Source organism: Plantactinospora sp. WMMB334, from assembly GCF_049179095.1.
Classification (GTDB): Bacteria; Actinomycetota; Actinomycetes; order Mycobacteriales; family Micromonosporaceae; genus Plantactinospora.
Genome location: NZ_JBMHME010000002.1, coordinates 1,487,876 through 1,506,791, shown reverse-complemented (window position 1 = coordinate 1,506,791; position 18,916 = coordinate 1,487,876). Strand labels below are relative to the sequence as shown.

General features: G+C 72.1%; 15 protein-coding genes. 9 read left to right on the top strand and 6 right to left on the bottom strand.

The genetic code is table 11. The annotated features are described in order from the left end of the window. Positions 1-28: 28 nt before the first annotated feature. Entirely contained in the window at positions 29-2,965 is a 2,937-nt protein-coding gene (locus ACN27G_RS06610) for a glycosyl hydrolase (protein WP_421491882.1), read from the top strand. 56 nt (positions 2,966-3,021) lie between these two features. Here ACN27G_RS06610 and ACN27G_RS06605 read toward each other — a convergent pair whose 3' ends face one another. After that, on the bottom strand, positions 3,022-4,308 hold the full coding sequence (locus ACN27G_RS06605) for an MFS transporter (RefSeq protein WP_421491881.1): 1,287 nt from the start codon (positions 4,306-4,308) through the stop codon (positions 3,022-3,024). A 205-nt stretch (positions 4,309-4,513) separates the two neighbouring features. Beyond that, on the bottom strand, positions 4,514-5,230 hold the full coding sequence (locus ACN27G_RS06600) for a GntR family transcriptional regulator (RefSeq protein WP_421491880.1): 717 nt from the start codon (positions 5,228-5,230) through the stop codon (positions 4,514-4,516). A gap of 204 nt (positions 5,231-5,434) precedes the next feature. Here ACN27G_RS06600 and ACN27G_RS06595 point away from each other — a divergent pair, with 204 nt between their 5' ends. From ACN27G_RS06595 to ACN27G_RS06575, 5 genes are read left to right on the top strand one after another with little or no spacing between them, the layout of a single operon-like run. After that, positions 5,435-6,397: a phosphoglycerate dehydrogenase gene (locus ACN27G_RS06595; protein WP_421491879.1), complete on the top strand. Its 963-nt coding sequence runs from the start codon at positions 5,435-5,437 to the stop codon at positions 6,395-6,397. After that, positions 6,394-7,533, top strand: coding sequence for a tartrate dehydrogenase (locus tag ACN27G_RS06590; protein ID WP_421491878.1), 1,140 nt, complete (start codon positions 6,394-6,396; stop codon positions 7,531-7,533). The genes ACN27G_RS06595 and ACN27G_RS06590 overlap by 4 nt, the downstream gene beginning before the upstream one ends. Next, positions 7,530-8,912: an acyclic terpene utilization AtuA family protein gene (locus ACN27G_RS06585; RefSeq protein ID WP_421491877.1), complete on the top strand. Its 1,383-nt coding sequence runs from the start codon at positions 7,530-7,532 to the stop codon at positions 8,910-8,912. The genes ACN27G_RS06590 and ACN27G_RS06585 overlap by 4 nt, the downstream gene beginning before the upstream one ends. Continuing rightward, complete coding sequence (locus tag ACN27G_RS06580; protein ID WP_421491876.1) at positions 8,905-9,258, top strand: DUF4387 domain-containing protein; 354 nt, start codon at positions 8,905-8,907, stop codon at positions 9,256-9,258. Before ACN27G_RS06585 ends, ACN27G_RS06580 begins: the two co-directional genes overlap by 8 nt. 14 nt (positions 9,259-9,272) lie before the next feature. Beyond that, entirely contained in the window at positions 9,273-10,928 is a 1,656-nt protein-coding gene (locus tag ACN27G_RS06575) for an FAD-binding dehydrogenase (RefSeq protein ID WP_421497259.1), read from the top strand. A 59-nt stretch (positions 10,929-10,987) separates the two neighbouring features. Here the strand turns inward: ACN27G_RS06575 and ACN27G_RS06570 are convergent, their stop codons facing one another. The 4 genes from ACN27G_RS06570 to ACN27G_RS06555 form a co-directional block, all read right to left on the bottom strand. Continuing rightward, the gene (locus ACN27G_RS06570; protein ID WP_421491875.1) at positions 10,988-12,598 is read right to left on the bottom strand and encodes a serine/threonine-protein kinase; all 1,611 of its coding nucleotides are present in this window, start codon (positions 12,596-12,598) and stop codon (positions 10,988-10,990) included. A 156-nt stretch (positions 12,599-12,754) separates the two neighbouring features. Beyond that, positions 12,755-13,147, bottom strand: coding sequence for a PH domain-containing protein (locus tag ACN27G_RS06565; protein WP_421491874.1), 393 nt, complete (start codon positions 13,145-13,147; stop codon positions 12,755-12,757). Between the two features lie 221 nt (positions 13,148-13,368). Further along, a complete protein-coding gene (gene hisD / locus ACN27G_RS06560) occupies positions 13,369-14,682 on the bottom strand; it encodes a histidinol dehydrogenase (protein ID WP_421491873.1) in 1,314 nt (437 codons plus the stop codon). An 18-nt stretch (positions 14,683-14,700) separates the two neighbouring features. Next, positions 14,701-15,558, bottom strand: coding sequence for a PIG-L deacetylase family protein (locus ACN27G_RS06555; RefSeq protein WP_421491872.1), 858 nt, complete (start codon positions 15,556-15,558; stop codon positions 14,701-14,703). 193 nt (positions 15,559-15,751) lie between these two features. On the opposite strand from ACN27G_RS06555, the gene ACN27G_RS06550 reads away from it, so the two are divergent. The 3 genes from ACN27G_RS06550 (at position 15,752) to ACN27G_RS06540 (ending at position 18,906) form a co-directional block, all read left to right on the top strand. After that, complete coding sequence (locus ACN27G_RS06550) at positions 15,752-16,906, top strand: sialidase family protein (protein ID WP_421491871.1); 1,155 nt, start codon at positions 15,752-15,754, stop codon at positions 16,904-16,906. Positions 16,907-16,928: 22 nt separating this feature from the next. After that, positions 16,929-17,651: a class I SAM-dependent methyltransferase gene (locus tag ACN27G_RS06545; protein WP_421491870.1), complete on the top strand. Its 723-nt coding sequence runs from the start codon at positions 16,929-16,931 to the stop codon at positions 17,649-17,651. Positions 17,652-17,763: 112 nt separating this feature from the next. Further along, positions 17,764-18,906: an acyltransferase family protein gene (locus tag ACN27G_RS06540; RefSeq protein WP_421491869.1), complete on the top strand. Its 1,143-nt coding sequence runs from the start codon at positions 17,764-17,766 to the stop codon at positions 18,904-18,906. The last annotated feature ends 10 nt before the right edge of the window (positions 18,907-18,916 follow it).

The window sequence follows — 18,916 nt, the reverse complement described above, 5'->3', positions numbered from 1 at the left end:
GCTCGCCGCCCCCACCCCCGGAGGCATCATGAACCGTCCCACCATCAGACCGGGTCACCGCCTGGTCGCGCTCGCCGCCGCGTGCTCCGCCGTCGTCGCGGTCGCCCTCGCGGTACCGACCGGCGCCGGCGCCGACCCGCTCGGCGCCGGCAGCTACACCACCGTCCGCCCGGCGGGCGCCGCCGCCCCCTCCGGCTGCGCCGACCTCGCCACCAACCCCCGGCGGTATGTCACCGCCAACGCCCCGGCCGGGGCCGTGCCGACAAACGACTGGTGGTCGTCGCTGCTCTTCAAGCGCACCGACTGCGCCTACTCGATGCCGCTGCACGCCCACCCGCTCGCCTTCGACCCCGCGGCCGGCGGGCTCGGCGTCGGCTACACCACCACCGCCACCGTCTCCGGCACTCCCACCACGGTCGGCGAATACCACTACCCCTACAGCACCGAGTTCACCCTCGGGGTGACCGGGCTGAACTCACCGGACGTCACGGTGGACGGCTGGACCGACTGGACCGTCTCGCCGTACTGGTCGGACGGGGCCCGGACGCTGCGGGCCACCGTCGGGCACGGACTGCCCTTCGTCTACGCCCAGGTCACCGGCGGCAACGCCCAGCTCGCCTTCGGCGCGGCGCCCGCCGTCTGGAGCAACACCGGTCCCCGGATCGGCTTCACCGTACGCGGCCACGACTACGTCGCGTACGCACCGACGGGCGCGAGCTGGACCGTCAGCGGCGGCACCGTCACCTCCACACTGGCCGGTCGGGGATACTTCTCCGTCGCGCTGCTCCCCACCACCCCGGGCACCCCGGCCGCCGACCGGGCCGCCCTCGCCGACAGCTACGGCCGGTACGCGCACGCGCACGTCACCGGCACCCGGGTCGACTGGCGGTTCGACCAGCCGACCAGCACGGTGCACGCCAGCTACACGCTGACCACCACCGCCCGGGAGGGCACCGAGCGGAACACCGTCGTCTCGCTCTATCCGCACCAGTGGAAGAACCTCTCCGGCGGCACCCCGATCCCGCAGTCCTACGTCTCGGCGCGCGGCCCCATGCGTACCCTGGTCGGGGTCGGCTCGTTCGGGACCGCGATCCGCTACCACGGGGTGCTGCCCGAGCTGCCCGCCGTGGCCACCTCCAGCGGCACGGACCTGGCCACCCTCGGCGGCTACCTCGACCAGGCCGCCACCGGCGACCCACTGGCCGGCTTCGGCAACGACACCTACTGGACCGGCAAGGCGCTCGGCCGGGCCGCCCGGCTCGCCGAGATCGCCGACCAGCTCGGCCGGACCGCCCAGCGGGACCTGCTGCTGGACGCGATCCGGACCCGGCTGACCGACTGGTTCACCGCCAGCCCCGGCGAGACCGGGCGGCTCTTCCACTACGACCGGGCCTGGGGCACGCTTGTCGGCTACCCGGCCTCCTACGGGTCCGACCAGGAGCTCAACGACCACCACTTCCACTACGGCTACTACATCGCCGCCGCCGCGACCCTGGCGAAGTTCGACCCGGGCTGGGCCCGCGCCGACCGGTACGGCGGCATGGTCAACCTGCTGATCCGGGACGCCAACGGCGTCGACCGGGCCGACCCGATGTTCCCGTTCCTGCGCGACTTCGACATCTACGCCGGCCACGACTGGGCCTCCGGGCACGGCTCCTTCGGCGCCGGCAACAACCAGGAGTCCTCCTCGGAGGGGATGAACTTCGCCAGCGCCCTCATCCAGTGGGGGCTCGCCACCGGCAACACCGCCGTCCGGGACGCCGGGCTCTTCATCTACACCACCCAGGCCCAGGCGATCCAGGAGTACTGGTTCGACTCCGCCGACCAGAACTTCCCGACCGCGTTCGGGCACCGCACGGTCGGGATGGTCTGGGGCGACGGCGGGGCGTACGCCACCTGGTTCAGCGGCGAGCCGGAGATGATCCAGGGCATCAACATGCTGCCGATCACCGGCGGCTCGCTCTACCTCGGCTACCGGCCGGCGTACGTCACGGCGAACTGGAACGAGCTGGTCACCAACAACGGCGGGCCGCCGACGGTCTGGCAGGACGTGCTCTGGTCGTTCCAGGCGCTGGCCAGCCCGGACGCCGCGCTCGCCAGCTTCCGGGCCAACCCCGGATACCCGCCCGAGGAGGGCGAGAGCCGGGCGCACACCTTCCACTGGCTGCGCAACCTCGCCGCGCTCGGCCAGGTCGACACCACGGTCACCGCCGACACCCCGCTCTACGCCGTCTTCAACCGGGGCGGCGCACGCAGCTACGTGGCGTCGAACATCACCGGCGGCCCGATCACGGTGACCTTCTCCGACGGCCGGACCCTGACGGTGCCGGCCGGGCGTACCGCCACCACCGGGGCGCACACCTGGAGCGGCGGCAACGCGGGCGGCGGCACGCCGAACCCGACGCCGACGCCCACGCCGACCGCCACACCGACACCCACACCCACCCCGACCGGCCCGCCGACCACCAGCAACCGGCTCTACGTCCGCTCCGGCGGCGCGCTCTCCGGCACGGCGGGCGGCGGGGCGGGCACGGTCACCCTGCCGGCCGCCAACGGCAACCACGACGGCACCCCGACCAACCCGGTGACGCACCGGGTCTGCGGGCTGACCGGGACCTACCAGGGCGGCGGGGCGACGGCCTTCGCCCTGCACGTCGACGCGGGGACCGCCGTCGGGGCCGGGGTGCAGGCCCGGATCTCGTACGACTTCACCGGCTCCGGCAGCTACGGGCGGGTGGAGACGTACGCGTACTTCGCCACCGACCCGGTGCCCGGGACCGAGTCCTACACCCAGGCCGCCGGAGTACGCGGCACCTCCGGCGGCTTCGCCCCGATGACCGGCGGCTGCGTCCGCCTGGAGCTCTGGAACGCGATCGGCTCGGCACCGACCACGGTGCGGGTCGACGCCACCGCCACCCAGGGCGCCCAGTCGAGCGTCACCATTCCGTTCACCCTCTCCGGCTGATCCGGGCGGACGGTGCGGGCCCGGATCCACGAGCCCGCACCGCCGCTCCGGCCGGTTCAGGTGGTGGCCGTCGTGGTGGCCGACGCCGACAGGTGGCGCTTCTGCAGCTGGCCGAGGCGCGCGACGACCAGGACGGCGAGGACGGCGAGGACGGCGATGTCGAGCGGCATCGCGCGCCAGCCGGTGAGGTCCACCATGGCGCCGATGAGCGCGGGTCCGCCGAAGCCGCCGAGGTACCACGTGACCGCGTACAGGCCGGTGTAGACACCCAGCACCCGGCTGGACGGCGCCAGGTTCCAGAGCGCGACCGCCGCGTTTATGGAGAATCCGGCGAAGCCGACGGCGCCGACGCAGAACACCACGACCGTCCCGGTGACGGTCTGCACGAGGGTCGCGGCGGCCATCGCGACCGCGAAGAGCGCCATGCCGGCGGCGATGGTCCGCAGCCGGCCGAAGCGCTCGGCGCAGAGCGCGGCCGGATAGGCGGCCAGCACGAAGACCACCCCGCTGGGCAGCGCGAGGCCGCCCGCCTCCCCGCGCGTCAGACCGAGGGCCTCCATGCCGTACGGGGTGATGAGGGAACGGAAACCGAACCACGCGCCGCCGAAGAGGAAGACGGCCAGCAGCAGGAGAAGTCGCCGGCGATCGCGGTCGGTGACCAGGTCGGCGACGATCCGCCGGAACGGCACCCGGGACTCGTCGTGCCCCGCGCCGACGTCCTCGGCCACCGCGGCCCGGTACGCCGCCGACCGGCTGTCGCGTACCTTCACGATCAGCACCACCGTGACCAGCAGCAGAATCGCGGCCGGAACGACGAACGCGCCCCGCGGATGCTCGTCCACCACCAGCAGGCTGATCAGCGCCGCCACGATGATGGTGAGCGAGGTGGCGATCTTCACTGCGGCGTTCGCCCGGCTCCGCCGCCCCGGCGGGATGAAGTCCGGCACCATCGACTCGGCCAGCGGCCGGACGGTGTTGGCGACCAGCGCGTAGAGGAACATCACCACGGCCAGCGCGCCGAGCGACGTGGTCCAGGGAAGCAGCAGGAAGAGCAGCGCGGCGAGGGGCATGCCCACCGCGAGGTACGGCATCCGGCGTCCCCACCGGGTCCGGGTGTTGTCGGACCGGTTGCCGATCCAGGGCTGGACGAAGATTCCCAGCAGGTTGTCCATGCCCATCAGCAGGCCGACGGTTGCCGTGCTCGTGACGTGCTCGCGCAGCAGGACGGGCACCTGGCTGTCGTAGAAGTTCCAGGTCGACTCCTGCGCGAAGAGCGCGAGAGCGATGAAGAACGTGATCTTCCGGTAGGACGCCGCGTCACCGCGGATCTGCACTTCGGCCATGTTGCCTCCATGTGTCCGGCGTCACGTTAATTTGCTATAGCAAACTCGTCAACAGCTGCAAACGATGTGACCGCAGAGACGCGGGGCCGCACTCGTGACCGGAACGGCAGTGCCGGAACGGCAGTGCCGGAACGGCAGTGCGCGAATGGAGAGTCAGGCCGGGAGAGCAGGGGCGGATCGGACCCGTAGGTCGGCTGCCGTCCGCTCAGCAGGCCGCGGGCGTCACCGCGTCGCCGCGCCCGTCACGCAGGGCGTCGAGGCCGCTCTGCGCGTCCGCGAGGACGACGCGCTCCGCCGCCGCCGAGTCGCCGGCGCGCAGGGCACGGACCAGTTCCCGATGACTGGAGTAGCGGTCCATCCCGAAGGTGTCGTCCTGCGCGACGCGCTGGAGCAGGCGCTCCCGGCGCTCACCCCGGGTGAAGACGCGGCTCTGTTCGAGCATCCGGACCAGCACCGGATTGTGGGCGCAGGCGCTGACCGTGTCGTTGAAGCGCTGCATCGTGTCGAGCAGGGCGTTCAGGTGCCGGTCGACGGGCTGGCCCTGCCCGTGCCGCAGCTTTATCAGGATCAGCAGGTCGTCGGCCTCGTCGAGGATGGCGTCCAGGGCGTCGATCTGCGCCGCGGTGGCGTGCCGCGCCGCGAACCGTGCGACCAGACCACGAAGCCCGACCTCCACCTCGGCCAGGTCGTCGACGGCGGCGTCGGGGATGGTCGCGACGCGCACCGTTCGCGGGCCGATGCGCTGGATGAGCCCGTCCAGCTCCAGCCGGCGCAGCGCCTCCCGGACCGGTGTCGGGCTGATCGCCAGGCGCTCCGCCATGCCCCGCTCGGTCACCTTGGTCCCGGCCACCAGCTCCCCGGCCGCGATGGCGCTCCGCACCTCGCGGTACGCGCGATCGGCGAGCGTCTCCGTGGACCCCATGACGGCATGCTATCCGACACCACGCCAACCACGATTGCCACGCCGAACGACACTGATACAGCAACTATGCAACTTTTATCAGCGAAATCAGCTCTTGACTTTTTTGCTACAGCAAACCTAGGGTGGCCGCAGCGCACGGTGACGCCGACCAACGTAGTCGCACGCGGTCGACGGCGGCACGCGACGGCAGAGTGGAGCAGCTTGGTGGCTCGTGTCCTGGTCACGACCGACTACCTCCGCCCCGGAGACGAGGTCGACGAGTATCTCCGCAGCGCCGGCTGCATGACCGTGCACCGTCCCCTGCGGGGCAGCCGCGCCCCGGAGGAGCTGGTCGCCGCCCTGCGCGGCATCGACGCGGCGCTGATCGCCAACGAGCCGCTGACCGCCGATGTCCTCGCCCGGGCGCCGTCGCTCCGCGTGGTCGTGCGGACCGGGGTGGGCTACGACTCGGTGGACGTCGCCGCGGCCACGAGGCAGGGCATCACCGTGAGCAACCTGCCCGGCATCAATGCCAACGCCGTCGCGGAGTACACCCTCGGCCTGCTGCTGACGACGGCCCGGCGGTTGGTCCAGGCCGCCGCCGGGGTGGCGGCCGGCCGTTGGCCCAGGGACGACGGCCACGAACTGCGGGGTGCCACGCTCGGGCTGATCGGCTACGGGGCGTCCGCCCGGGCGGTCGTCCCGCTCGCCCGTGCCTTCGGGATGTCGATCCTCTGCGTGACGACCGTGCCGCCCGGTCAGAGGCCGGATCCGGACGTGCGTTTCGTGGAGCTCGACGAGCTTCTGCGCACCTCCGACTACGTCTCCGTGCACGCGGCCCTGACCGGACGGACCCGGGGCCTGCTGGACGCCGCCGCGTTCGCCCGGATGAAGCCGACCGCCTTCGTCATCAACACCGCGCGGGGACCGATCGTCGACGAACAGGCGCTGGCGAGCGCGGTCCGGGACGGACGGATCGCCGGCGCGGCACTCGACGTGGTGAGCACCGAGCCGCTGCCGAGCGACAGCCCGCTGCGCTCCGTCGACGGCATCGTCGTGTATTCACACCTCGCGGGTCAGACCGCCGAGGCCCGGCGCGCGGCCGGGCTCCGGGGCGCCGCCGAACTCCTCGACGCCCTCGCCGGAGCACCACGGTTCGCCCTGAACGCGGCAGAGGTGAGCAGGTGAACGGCGACGGAGGTGAGCGGGTGGACGGCGCTGCGGATGAGCGGGTGGACGCGCCGCGGACGACGACGTACCGGATCGCCGTCATCCCCGGGGACGGTGTCGGAGCGGAGGTGATCCCGCCCGTCCTGCGTACCCTCCAGGTCCTGGCCGAGCGCGGCGGGTTCGCCCTCCGGTTCGACCACTTCGACTGGTCCTGCCGGCGCTACCTGGAGACCGGGGCGATGATGCCGGCGGACGGCCTCGACCGGATCGCCGGGCACGACGCCATCCTGCTGGGTGCGGTCGGCTGGCCCGGCGTGCCGGACCACGTCTCGCTCTGGGGACTCCTCATCCCCATCCGGCGCCGGTTCCGCCAGTACGTCAACCTGCGCCCGATCAGGGTGCTGCCCGGTCTGCCCGGACCGCTGCGGGACTCGGCCGGAGTCGACCTCGTCGTGGTGCGGGAGAACGTCGAAGGCGAATACAGCGAGATCGGCGGCCGGCTCAACCGGGGGTTCGCGGACGAGTTCGCGGTCCAGGAAGCGGTCTTCACCCGGGCCGGCGTCTCCCGCGTCGTCGATTACGCGTTCGGGCTCGCCGCCACCCGACGACGCCACGTCACCTCGGCGACCAAGTCGAACGGCATCGTGCACACCATGCCGTTCTGGGACGAGATCGTCGAGGAGCGGGCCGCGCGGCACCCGGCCGTCGGCTGGCGCAGGGAGCACATCGACGCGCTGGCGGCGAAACTCGTCCTCAGGCCGGCGTCCTTCGACGTGATCGTCGCGTCGAACCTCTTCGGCGACATCCTCAGCGACCTCGCCGCGGCGATCGCCGGCAGCATCGGCATCGCGCCGGCCGGCAACATCAACCCCGAGCGGGACTTCCCGTCGATGTTCGAACCGGTGCACGGCTCGGCCCCCGACATCGCCGGGAAGGGGATCGCCAACCCGCTCGGGGCGCTCTGGTCGGCGAGCCTGATGCTCGGGCACCTCGGCCGTCCGGAGTCGGCGGCGGCACTCGTCGACGCCATCGAGACGGTCCTGGCCGAGGGGGCGGTCCGCACGCCCGATCTCGGCGGCACCGCGACCACCGACGAACTCGGCGACGCCGTCCTGAACGCGCTCACCGCGACCGGCAGAAGGGCAGACAGATGACCGACGCCTCCGTCGAACCCGTACGGATCCTCGTGCCGAGCGGCGCGATCGGAGCCGGATTCCCGGAGAGCCAGGTCGAGCGGGGTCTGGCCCTCGGCGCCGACGTCATCGCGGTGGACGCCGGCTCGACCGACTCGGGACCGTACTACCTGGGGGCGGCGCAGCCCAAGATGAGCGCCGCCGCCATCACCCGGGACGCCCGGATCCTGCTGAATGCGGCCGCACGCGCCGACATCCCCCTGATCATCGGATCGTGCGGCACCAGCGGCGCCGACGCGGGCGTCGACTGGGTCGCCGGGATCGTACGGCGGGTGCTGGCCGAGGACGCTCTCTCCCTCCCCGTCGCGCGCATCTACAGCGAGCAGCGCGTCGCCGACCTCAGGAAGCATCTCGACGCCGGGCGGATCCACGCCCTGCCGCCGCTGCCGGAGCTGCGGGCCGACACCCTGGAGAGCTGCACGCACATCGTCGGGATGATGGGGCACGAACCGATCGTCGACGCGCTCGCGGCCGGGGCCAGGGTGGTGCTCGCCGGCCGCGCCACCGACACCGCGCTCGCGGCGGCGTACCCGTTGATGAAGGGTCTGCCCGCGGGGCCGACGTGGCACGCCGCCAAGATCGTCGAGTGTGGCGACCAGTGCAGCACCAACCCGCGCGGCGGCGGTGTCTTCGTCACCGTCGACGCGACCGGGTTCACCGTCGAACCGCTCGACCCGGAAACCTCGTGTACGCCGATCACCGTGGCGGCGCACATGCTCTACGAGACCGCCGACCCGTTCCAGATGCGCGAGCCGGCCGGCACGCTCGACGTACGGGAGGCGACCTACACCGCGCTGGACTCCCGGCGGGTGCGGGTCGAGGGCTCCCGCTTCCACACCGCCGACCAGCACACCGTCAAGCTGGAGGGCGCCCGGGTCGCCGGGTACGAGACGATGTCGTTCACCGCCGTCCGCGACCCGCACGTGCTGGGCCAGATCGAGGAGTGGGCCGCTCTCCTCCGTACGATGATCGCCAAACGGGTCACCCAGACCCTGGGCCTCGGTCCGGACGGGTACGCCTTCGACATCCGTCTCTACGGCTACGACGCCGTCCTCGGTGACCTGGAGCCGGCCCGGACGCCGCCCCGCGAAGTCGGCGTCATGCTGCTCGTCAACGCGGCGGACCAGGCCACCGCCACCGCGATCGCGAAGACCGCGAACCCGTTGCTGCTGCACCTGCCCACCCCCGACATGCCCTACCTGCCGAGCTTCGCCTTCGCCTCCTCCCCGGCCGAGGTGGAGCGCGGGGCCGCGTACGAGTTCGTGCTGCACCACGTCGTCGACAGCGTCACCCCCACCGGCATGTTCCGGATCGAGTTCGGAGACCACCAGAATGGCTGACCACGCAGGCCACGCCGCACCGACGTCCACCATCGGCGAGTTCGCCCACGAGGTGCGTTCGAAGAACGCCGGCCCGTTCTGGGTCACGATGGAGCTCTTCATGCGCGACGCCGCCGGCTACCGGATCGCGGCCGACGAGGACGTCCTCAACGAGCAGGTCGTGGCCGAGCTTTACCAGGTCGACCCGAACACCGTCCAGATCTTCCGGATCCCGTCGCTGAACGTCGTGAAGATCTCGTTTCCCCGGCCGGTCCCGCAGGGGTCGCTGCACGACCGGGACATGCACTCCGGGCAGCACCACGTCCCCCTCGCCCTGCTTCCGATCCCGGCGGGGAGGGAGTCGTGACGGAAGCCGACATCATGGAGGCCGACATCCTGGTCGTCGGCGCCGGCCTCGCCGGCCTGGTGGCCGCGGCGGAGGCGGCGGACGCCGGGCGCCGCGTCATCCTGCTCGACCAGGAGGGCGAGCAGTCGCTCGGCGGTCAGGCATTCTGGAGTCTCGGCGGGCTCTTCCTCGTCGACAGCCCCGAACAGCGCCGGATGGGCGTCCGCGACTCCCGCGAGCTGGCCTGGCAGGACTGGCTGGGCAGTGCGCGGTTCGACCGCGAGGAGGACCACTGGCCACGCCGGTGGGCCGAGGCCTACCTCGACTTCGCGGCGGGCGAGAAGCGCGGGTGGCTGCGCGGCATGGGCCACCGGCTCTTTCCCATCGTCGGCTGGGCGGAGCGCGGCGACGGCCGGGCCGCCGGCCACGGCAACTCCGTCCCGCGCTTCCACCTCACCTGGGGCACCGGGCCGGGCGTGGTGGCGCCCTTCGCGCGACGGGTACGCGCACACGTCGCGGCCGGACGGATCGCCACGGCGTTCCGGCACCGGGTCGACGGGCTCGTCGTCCGGGCCGGCACGGTGGTCGGGGTCCAGGGACATGTGCTCGAACCGACCACCGCCGAGCGCGGCCGGCCCACCTCCCGGGTCGAGGTGGCCGCCTTCGAGGCCCGCGCCCAGGCGGTACTGGTCACCAGCGGTGGCATCGGCGGCGACCTGGACCTGGTCCGCAGGGCCTGGCCCGACCGGCTCGGCACTCCGCCCCGGAGGATGGTCGCCGGGGTTCCGGCGCACGTGGACGGCCGCATGCTCACCATCAGCACCGGCGCCGGCGCCAACCTGATCAACGCCGACCGGATGTGGCACTACGTCGAAGGGCTGCGCAACTGGGACCCGATCTGGGACAACCACGGCATCCGGATCCTCCCCGGCCCCTCGTCGCTCTGGCTCGACGCGACCGGCCGGCGGTTGCCCCCGCCGAACTTCCCGGGCTTCGACACCCTCGGCACGCTGAAACACCTGCGGGCGACCGGCTACGACTACTCGTGGTTCGTGCTGACCCAGAAGATCATCGAGAAGGAGTTCGCCCTCTCCGGCTCCGAACAGAATCCCGACCTGACCGGCCGGGACATCCGGCAGGTCCTGAGCCGGGTCCGGCCGGGCGCGCCCGGACCGGTGGAGGCATTCAAGCGGCACGGCGAGGACTTCGTCGTGGCCGACACCCTCGCCGAACTGGTACGCGGGATGAACGCGATCGCCGACCCCGACGTGCCGGCAATCCACGAGCCGGACCTCAGGTCCGTGATCGAGGCGCGGGACCGCGCGATCGACCACGAGTTCGGCAAGGACCTCCAGGTGCTGGCGATCCGCGCGGCCCGGCGCTACCGGGGCGACCGGCTGAGCCGGGTCGCCACGCCGCACCGGCTCCTCGACCCGTCCGCCGGCCCGCTCATCGCCGTCCGCCTGCACGTGCTGTCCCGCAAGACGCTCGGCGGGCTCGAGACCGACCTGGACGGCCGCTGCCTGCGTGCCGACGGGGATCCGCTGCCCGGGCTGTACGCCGCGGGCGAGGTCAGCGGCTTCGGCGGCGGCGGGATGATGGGGTACAACGCCCTCGAGGGGACCTTTCTCGGTGGCTGCCTCTTCTCGGGGCGCACGGCGGGCCGCGCCGCCGCCGCACAGGTCAGCTGACCGTCACCGCCCGACCGGGCTCCGACCTCGACGGCGCGGGGACCGGCGCGCTCGCCGGGTCAGAGCGCGCCCCGGTCCACCAGGCTGAAGCTCGCGGTGGGAGTGGCGTCGCCGACCTCCTCGACGTACACCGCCCTGCGTGCGGCGCTCCACTGCACGAAGCCGTACGCCTCGTTGCGGATGTAGTAGGTCCGCCGGTTCTTGTCGTCCCGCTCGCCGGTGGGCGCGAGCGAGAAGAGCGTCGCCCGGGTCGGGACGCACTCGGCGGCGACCAGCGACGACGGGCCGTCCGGCGTCACCTTGACACCCAGGCAGGTCTCCGCGTTGTCGGCGCGTCCCTCGCCGCGCAGCGACCTGATCAGGTAGTCCACCCCGGACGGCACCAGGACGAACTGCGACTTCACGCCGGTGCCGTCGGAGGACTCCACCTCGTAGGAGTGATAGTCCAGGGCCAGATCCCGGTCGATCTCGGCGAAGTGGATCAATGTGCGCCGGCTTCCCTGCAGGATCGGGGTGTCCGGGTCCGGGGCCGCCGATGTGGGCCCGCCGGTGGTCGGGGTCGGCGAGGTGGCCGGGGTCGGCGAGGCCGGCGTGGAGACTCCCGGGACACCGGCGGCGTCGTCGGGGTCGTCACCGTCGGACCGGATGGCGTCGAGCCCCACGAGGCCGGCACCGACCAGCACGACAACGGCCGCGGCGATCCCGGCGGCGCCCAGGAGTCGCCGACGGCGTCCGGTGCCCGGCCGGGTCGCGGCCGGTGGCGGCGTCGGGTCGCCTCCCCCGGCGACCTCCCACCTCTTGCGGGCGGTCAGTGCCGCCTCGGCAACGGCGGTGGTGCCGGCCGGCCGTGGAGTGTCGCCGGAGAGCAGCACGTCGAGCAGCTCGCGCGCCGTGGGGCGCTCCGCCGGATCCTTCCGGAGGGCCCGCTCCACGAGGTCGCGGAGGGATCCGGGCAACCCGGAGAGGTCGGGTGGCTGGGTGAGGATGCGCATGGCGGTCGCCGGGGCCGAGTCGGCGGCGAACGGGGTGCGGCCGGTCGCCGCGTACGCCACCACCACACCCCAGGCGAAGACGTCCGCGGCGGAACTCAGCCGCGCCCCGTCCTCGGCGTCGAAGCGCTCCGGCGCCATGTAGGCGACCGTGCCGACGATCTGGTCGGTACGGGTGTGCTGGCTGGTCGCCTCGAAGGCACGGGCGATACCGAAGTCGATCACCTTGATGCCGCCCATCGCGAACAGCACGTTGGCCGGCTTGAGATCGCGGTGGATCACCCCGGCGCCGTGAATGGCGGTCAGCGCGGTGGCGATGCCGACGGCCACGCCGTGCAGCGCGGAGCCGGAGAGTGGCCCCTGCTCCTTGACGACGGTGGCCAGGCTGGGGCCGTCGACGTACTCGACGACCAGGTACGGCGGGTCGTGGTCCGGGTCGGCGTCGAGCACCTCGGCGGTGGAGAACGGCGGCACCTGCCGCGCCCGGTTGACCTCGCTGCGGAACCGGCCCCGGAACTCGGCGTCGTACGAGAACTCGGGCCGGACCATCTTGATCGCGACCCTGCGCCCGTCCCGGTCCCGCCCGAGGTAGACGGTGCCCATGCCGCCCGCACCCAGCCGGCCCAACAGCTCATACCTGCCGAGCCGGGTCCGCTCCCCCGGCGGCAGCGGCATGCTCATCTCTCGGACTCCCCCCTCGCTGCGGCCCCACCTGCGTCAGGAATAGACCCTAGCCGGACGAACCGTGCGGGACGAACACCGAGCTGAATGCGCCGGCCGCGCGGACGCCGGCCGCGCCGGACAGCGCCGCCATCACCATCCCACCGCCAGCAGACGTCAGACCCTCAACCTGGGTACTGCCGGGATCAGCAGCGCAAGGAAGGCCCAGATGCCGAGGATCAGACACGCATGGCGTCGCCACGGAAACGTGGGATCAGCGGCACCACCTTCACCGCTCGGCGCCGCAACGACATGCGCCGCCCGGATCCGCTCTATCCGCCGCGCCGCCCTGCGCGCACCGGGATAGCCGAGAATCCCCCCGAGCATCGAGGGCTGGAAGGCATAGCAGGCGACTGTTCTGCCGTCCCTGAGGTCGACGGTCAGGCCCCGCTCGATCGACAGCCCACGGACTTCTTCCCACGAGATGCGATTGGCCGAACCGGGGTTGACGACCACCAGGCCCGCGGTGGTCGCTTCCACGTACGAGAACATGGTGAACAGCGCTGTCACGTAGCAGACGACGGTTTCTCACTGCCATCCCATCGCCAGTCGAGGTCTCGCCCGTTGGGAGCACTCGGGCGGCGCGGTGGAGCACGACGCCGCGTACCACGGCGCGGGTGGCCCCGCCCTCACGGACCGAGCCGATCGTCGCATGTCGTGAACCCGATGCGCCGTACGGGGGCCGACGTGGCCGGGCAGGAGTCGACAGCAGCTTCCCGTTGCCTCCAGATCTAGATCTGGACGTCGGTTGGGGCCCAGGGCAGGGGGTCGCGGGCGTACCTGTGGGCACGGACGTCGCCGGAGCGGGCATGCCCCTCGAAGAGCTCGACGCGGGCCGCCCGGCCGCAGAGCCGGCCCAGCTCGACGCTTGCCGCACGACTGGTGACCTCCTGGTAGGTGACCGTCTTCAGGTACTTGCCGACCCACAAGCCACCCGTGTAGCGGGCCGCCCCCCTGGTGGGCAGGGTGTGGTTGGTCCCGATCACCTTGTCGCCGTAGGAGACGCAGGTCCCCTCGCCGAGGAAGAGGGCGCCGTAGTTGCGCATCCGGTCGAGGGCCTCGCGCGGTGAGCCGGTCAGGACCTGCACGTGTTCGGCGGCGTAGGAGTCCGCGAGGTCGTACGCCTCGGCCATGTCCGCGACCACCGCGACCTCACCGTGGTCGCGCCAGGCCGGTGCGGCGAAGTCCCGGGTGGGCATGCCGGGCAGGATCCGCGCGATCAGCTCCATGACCTGCCGGGCCAACGGCTCCGAGTCCGTGATCAGGATTGCCGGCGAGTCGGGGCCGTGCTCGGCCTGGCTGAGCAGGTCGACCGCGACCACGAATGGGTCCGCCGCGCCGTCGGCGATCACCAGGATCTCGGTCGGACCGGCGAACAGGTCGATGCCGACCTCGCCGAAGAGCTGGCGCTTGGCCTCCGCGACGTAGGCGTTGCCGGGGCCGGCCAGCAGGTCGACCCCGGCGATCGTCTCGGTGCCCAGCGCCATCGCGGCCACCGCCTGCGTGCCGCCGAGCAGGTGGATCTCGTCGGCGCCGGCCAGGTGCAGCGCGGCGACGGTCGCCGCCGGGATCTCGCCACGGATCGGCGGCGTGCACGACGTCACCCGCGACACCCCGGCCACCTTCGCCGTCACGACGGTCATGTGCGCCGACGCCACCAGCGGGTACCGGCCGCCGGGCACGTAGGCCCCGGCCGCCGAGACCGGGACGTTCCGCTGGCCCAGGAACACACCGGGCTCGACCTCGGCCTCGAAGTCGTGCAGCGACTCCCGCTGCCGCTGGGCGAAGTCACGTACCCGGGCCTGCACGGTCCTGATGTCGGCGATCGCCTGTTCCGGCACGCTCGCCACGATCCGCTCGATCTCCGCGTCGCCGAGCCGGAACGACTCGGGCGACCAGTTGTCGAACTTCTCCGAATACTCCCGGACCGCCGCGTCGCCGCGGGACCGGACGTCCGCGATCACGGCCGCGACCGTCTCGCGTACGCCCTGCGACCGGGCATCGTCGTGGCTCACCGGGGGTGCCGACTTGAGATGGCGCACCATGGCCAGAACCTCCAGAGGTTACCGCGGGTACGTCGCCCGCAGGTCGATCCGGCTGTAGGCGACGTGCCGGGTCAGCACGTCCTCGCTCCGCGCGGCCTCGGTGACCGGCAGTAGTGTGTGGGTCTCCTTGTTCATCCGGTAGAACGCCTCGGCGAAGTTGACGCCGGCCAGCCGGCCACTCTCGCCGTTCTTGGCCTCGACAAGCTTGCGCGCGAAGAGCCCGGAGTAGCCCTGGCTGTCGAAGCAGTCCATCGCCGCGACCTTCTGGCCGACCACCTCGGTGATGTCGATGTAGACGTCGTTGCGCAGCCCGTGGAGGCTCAGCCCGTGGAGGCTCAGCCCGTCGCCCGCCATCACCGGCAGCGAGGTGAAGAAGACCTGCTTGACGTGGAACTCCGGGAGGTCGTCGAGGTCGCGCGGGAACGCGTCGGCGCGGCCGAGGGTGGCCAGCGCGGTCACCGTCGCGACGGTGTGCAGGTTGGCGGTCGCCACCGGGTTGACCGGGTAGTCGCAGATCACCACGTCCGGCCGCTCGGTCGCGAGCTGCTGCGCGACCTGGTCGACCACGTCCTCGCGCAGCGCGGCGTAGGTGTCGTCGAGGTCCAGCGTGACCAGCTTGGAGATGCCGATGATCTCCGCCGCCCGCTCCAACTCCCGCCTCTTGTGCGCGACGATCCCGTCCAGGTCGGCGTCGGTGATCGACGTGTCCGGCTGCCCCCCGCGCCACTCCTCCGCGTAGCGGTTGGCGTGGATCCGCCCACCGTGGGTGAGGATCAGGGCAACCACCTCGTCACCTGCGGCCGCGTGCCGGGCCAGGGTCCCGCCGCAGTTCGTGATCGTGTCCGCCGGGTGGGCGTAGACGGTCATCACCTTCATGACTGCCAACAAACGTGCAATGTCGTTCCATGTCAATAGGAACCAGCGTGACGACCGAGCGGCCGCCTACCACCGGTCCCATCCCGAGGGGCGAATCTCCGGCGACGGAGACGCATTGACATGAAACGACGTTCCGAATAGCTTCGGGCCGGTCGCCGGACCTCCGGCCGTTCGTCTGATGGGAGTGGTTCCCGTGCGTCGTCTCCTGCGTCGCGCCACCGTGACACTGGTCGCCTCGACCGCGGCACTCGCCGGCACGTCGACCGCCGCGATCGCGACCGGGCCGCCACCGACCGGTACTCCCACCAACCCGGTCGTGGTCGCCCGGGCCGAGAGCGGCAAGCGCGCGTTCTTCGGCGACATGATCAGGCTCAGGGACGGGCGCCTCCTGGTCGCGTACCGTGAGTCCGTCGCACACATCGACCAGGACGGCCGCATCATGGTCGTGCAGAGCCGGGACCGGGGACGCACCTGGAGCACCCCGCAGGTGGCGATCGACACCCCGATCGACGACCGCGACCCCAAGCTGATGCAGATGCGCGACGGCACGGTGCTGATGAACTTCTTCCGCACCGACTGGACCGGCTACCCGGGCAGGCCGGTGACGCTGGTCGGCACGTTCGTCGCGCGGTCGACCGACCTGGGCGGCACGTGGAGCACGCCGACCGAGGTCGGCACCGCGATGGAGGGACCCTCCGATGTCGTCGTCGGCGCCTACTACGCCGGCCACGCCGCGACCCACGGTCCGATCCTGCAACTGCGCAACGGCGACCTGCTCGTCCCCCTCTACGGCAGGCTTCCCGAGGGCGGCACCGGGCCGGCCACGGTCGTCCGCTCGACGGACGGCGGGCACACCTGGCCGGCGGAGAACGAGTCGGTGATCGGCCGGGCCGACACCTTCGACTTCCAGGAGCCGAACCTGAGCCTGCTCAGGGACGGCTCGATCCTGTCGGTCCTCCGCACGTCGATCAACATCGCCTACCTCTCCCGGTCGTACGACGGCGGCCGCAGCTGGACGACGCCGGTGTCGACGGGCCTGCCCGCGTCGTCACACCACCAGCTCGTCCTGCACAACGGTGACGTGCTGTTCACCTACGGCGACCTGTCCGGGACGTTCGGCCCCGGCCGCCCGACCGTCGGCCGGCTGCTCGAGCACCCGGAGCGGAACATCGACGCCGAGCGCGACATCCTCGTCTACGACGCCGCCGTCCACGGCCCGGCAACCACCGACCAGGCCAACCCGTCCAGCGTCGAGTTGCGCCCGAACCGATACCTCACCATCACCAGCGACCCGCACCTGGCCGCCATCGTCGGCGTCTACACCGAACGCCGCGACTACCTGCGGTGAGTCCGGCGGGTACCCTCGGCCGGTGTTCTCGCCCCAAGGCCCGTCCCTGCGCGAACTGTGCGTCCAGGCGCTCTCGTCGGTCGAGCGCGGCTACGATCTCCTCGCCCCGAAGTTCGACCACACGCCCTTCCGCACTCCGGAGAGCGTTGTCGACGCGACCACCGAGGCGCTTGCCGAGCTCGGGCCGTTCGACCGGGGACTGGACGTGTGCTGCGGCACCGGTGCGGGCATGCTGGTTCTCCGGGCCGTGTGCCGGGGGCGGATCACCGGTGTCGACTTCAGCGCCGGGATGCTCGCGCAGGCCCGGAGCGCACACCCGGACGCCAGCTGGGTGCGGGCCGACGCCCGGGCCCTCCCCTTCACCGGGGACTTCGACCTCGCGGTCACCTCCGGAGCGCTCGGGCACTTCCTGCCCACCGAACGACCCGCACTGTTCGAGGGGGTCCACCGCGCACTGCGGCCCGGCGGGCTCTTCACCTTTCCGATCGGTACGCCGCCGCCCCGTACCTCGATCTCGCACTGGGCCATGCTCGGATTCGACCTGGCCATGCGGGTCCGCAATGCCGTGTGGCGCCCGCCGTTCGTCATGTACTACCGCACCTGTCCGCTGCCCGCGCTCGGCGCGGACCTGACAGCGGCCGGCTTCACCGCGACCACGGTCGCCCTGACCACCCTGGGCCAGCACCGGAACGGCACTCCACGCTACCGGCTCATCCTCGCGCGGAAGCCGGCAGACCCGCGCTGACGGCGCCGGGCCACCTACCCGGGCCGAACCACCCATACAAGTATAAAGACTGCTATATGGTTGGGTAAAGCTCAAAGAGCGGCGTCGACCCTGACCTGGAGCAGAAGCGGCAATGCGTATTTCCGCCGCCGGGGCGCGACCAGGTGGCGGCGACCGGGTGAAGGGCCCGGACGCGGACGTGCCGGCCGCCGACCACCGGCCGAGTTCCCCGGATGACGGCCGGGAACGGTACCTGGACCTCCTCCGGGTGGCCGCGCTGGTCCGTGTCGTGGCGTTTCACACCACCGGCTGGCTCTGGCTCAGCGCGCTGTTCCCGGCCATGGGGCTGATGTTCGGGATCGCCGGCTGCCTGATGGCGCGGTCCCTGGACCAGGGCGGGCCGCGTGCGGTCGGTACCCGCCTGGCCAGGATCCTGCCGCCGTTCTGGCTCTACGGCGTGGTCGCCGTCACGCTGATGCTGCTCGCCGGCTGGCGGCCGTCGACCTCCGGGTCCCTGGGTTGGGGCGGCCTGGCCTGGTGGCTCCTGCCACTGCGGGTGCCACCGGCAGGTGGCCCCGCCTGGTCCTGGCTGCTCACCATCGGCCTCTGGTACATCTCCACCTACCTGTGGCTGGTGCTGCTCTCCCCGTTACTGCGGCCCCTCTTCCGCCGCCGGCCGTGGTGCACACTCGGCATCGCCACTGCCGTGGCGGTCGGCGTCAATCTGACCCACCTGGACCTTCCCGGCTATTTCGTATTGACCTACGCCCCCTGCTGGCTGCTCGGTTTCGCCCGCCGGGACGGTCTGCTGCAGCGGATTCCGGGCCGGGCGTTCGGGTGCGGCGTGGGCGTGCTGGGCGCGGTCGGTGGAATGTGGATGCTGGTCGGCACCCGGGCCGGCACCTTCGGCACCGAGGACGCCGGCGGCGGCAACGTGCTGTGGTCGCTCGCCCTCGTCGCCGTGGTGCTCCGGTGCCGGTTCCGGCTCGACCGGCTGGCCGACAACCGGTGGGCCGGGCGCGCGCTGCGGGCGGTCAACTCCCGGGCGGTCACCGTCTACCTGTGGCACCTGCCGGCCGGGGCGCTGGCCGGCGTGCTGCTGGAGGATGGGTCCACCGGTCACCTGCCGTTACGGATCGCCGGTACGGTGCTGCTCACCGCGTCGGCGGTGCTGCTGTTCGGATGGGCGGAGAGGTGGCGGGCCCGTCGCGTGCCGCCGTCCCGGCCGAGCGGACCCGCACGACGGGACACCGCGCGATCCCGGCCGCCCACCTGACCTCCCGAAG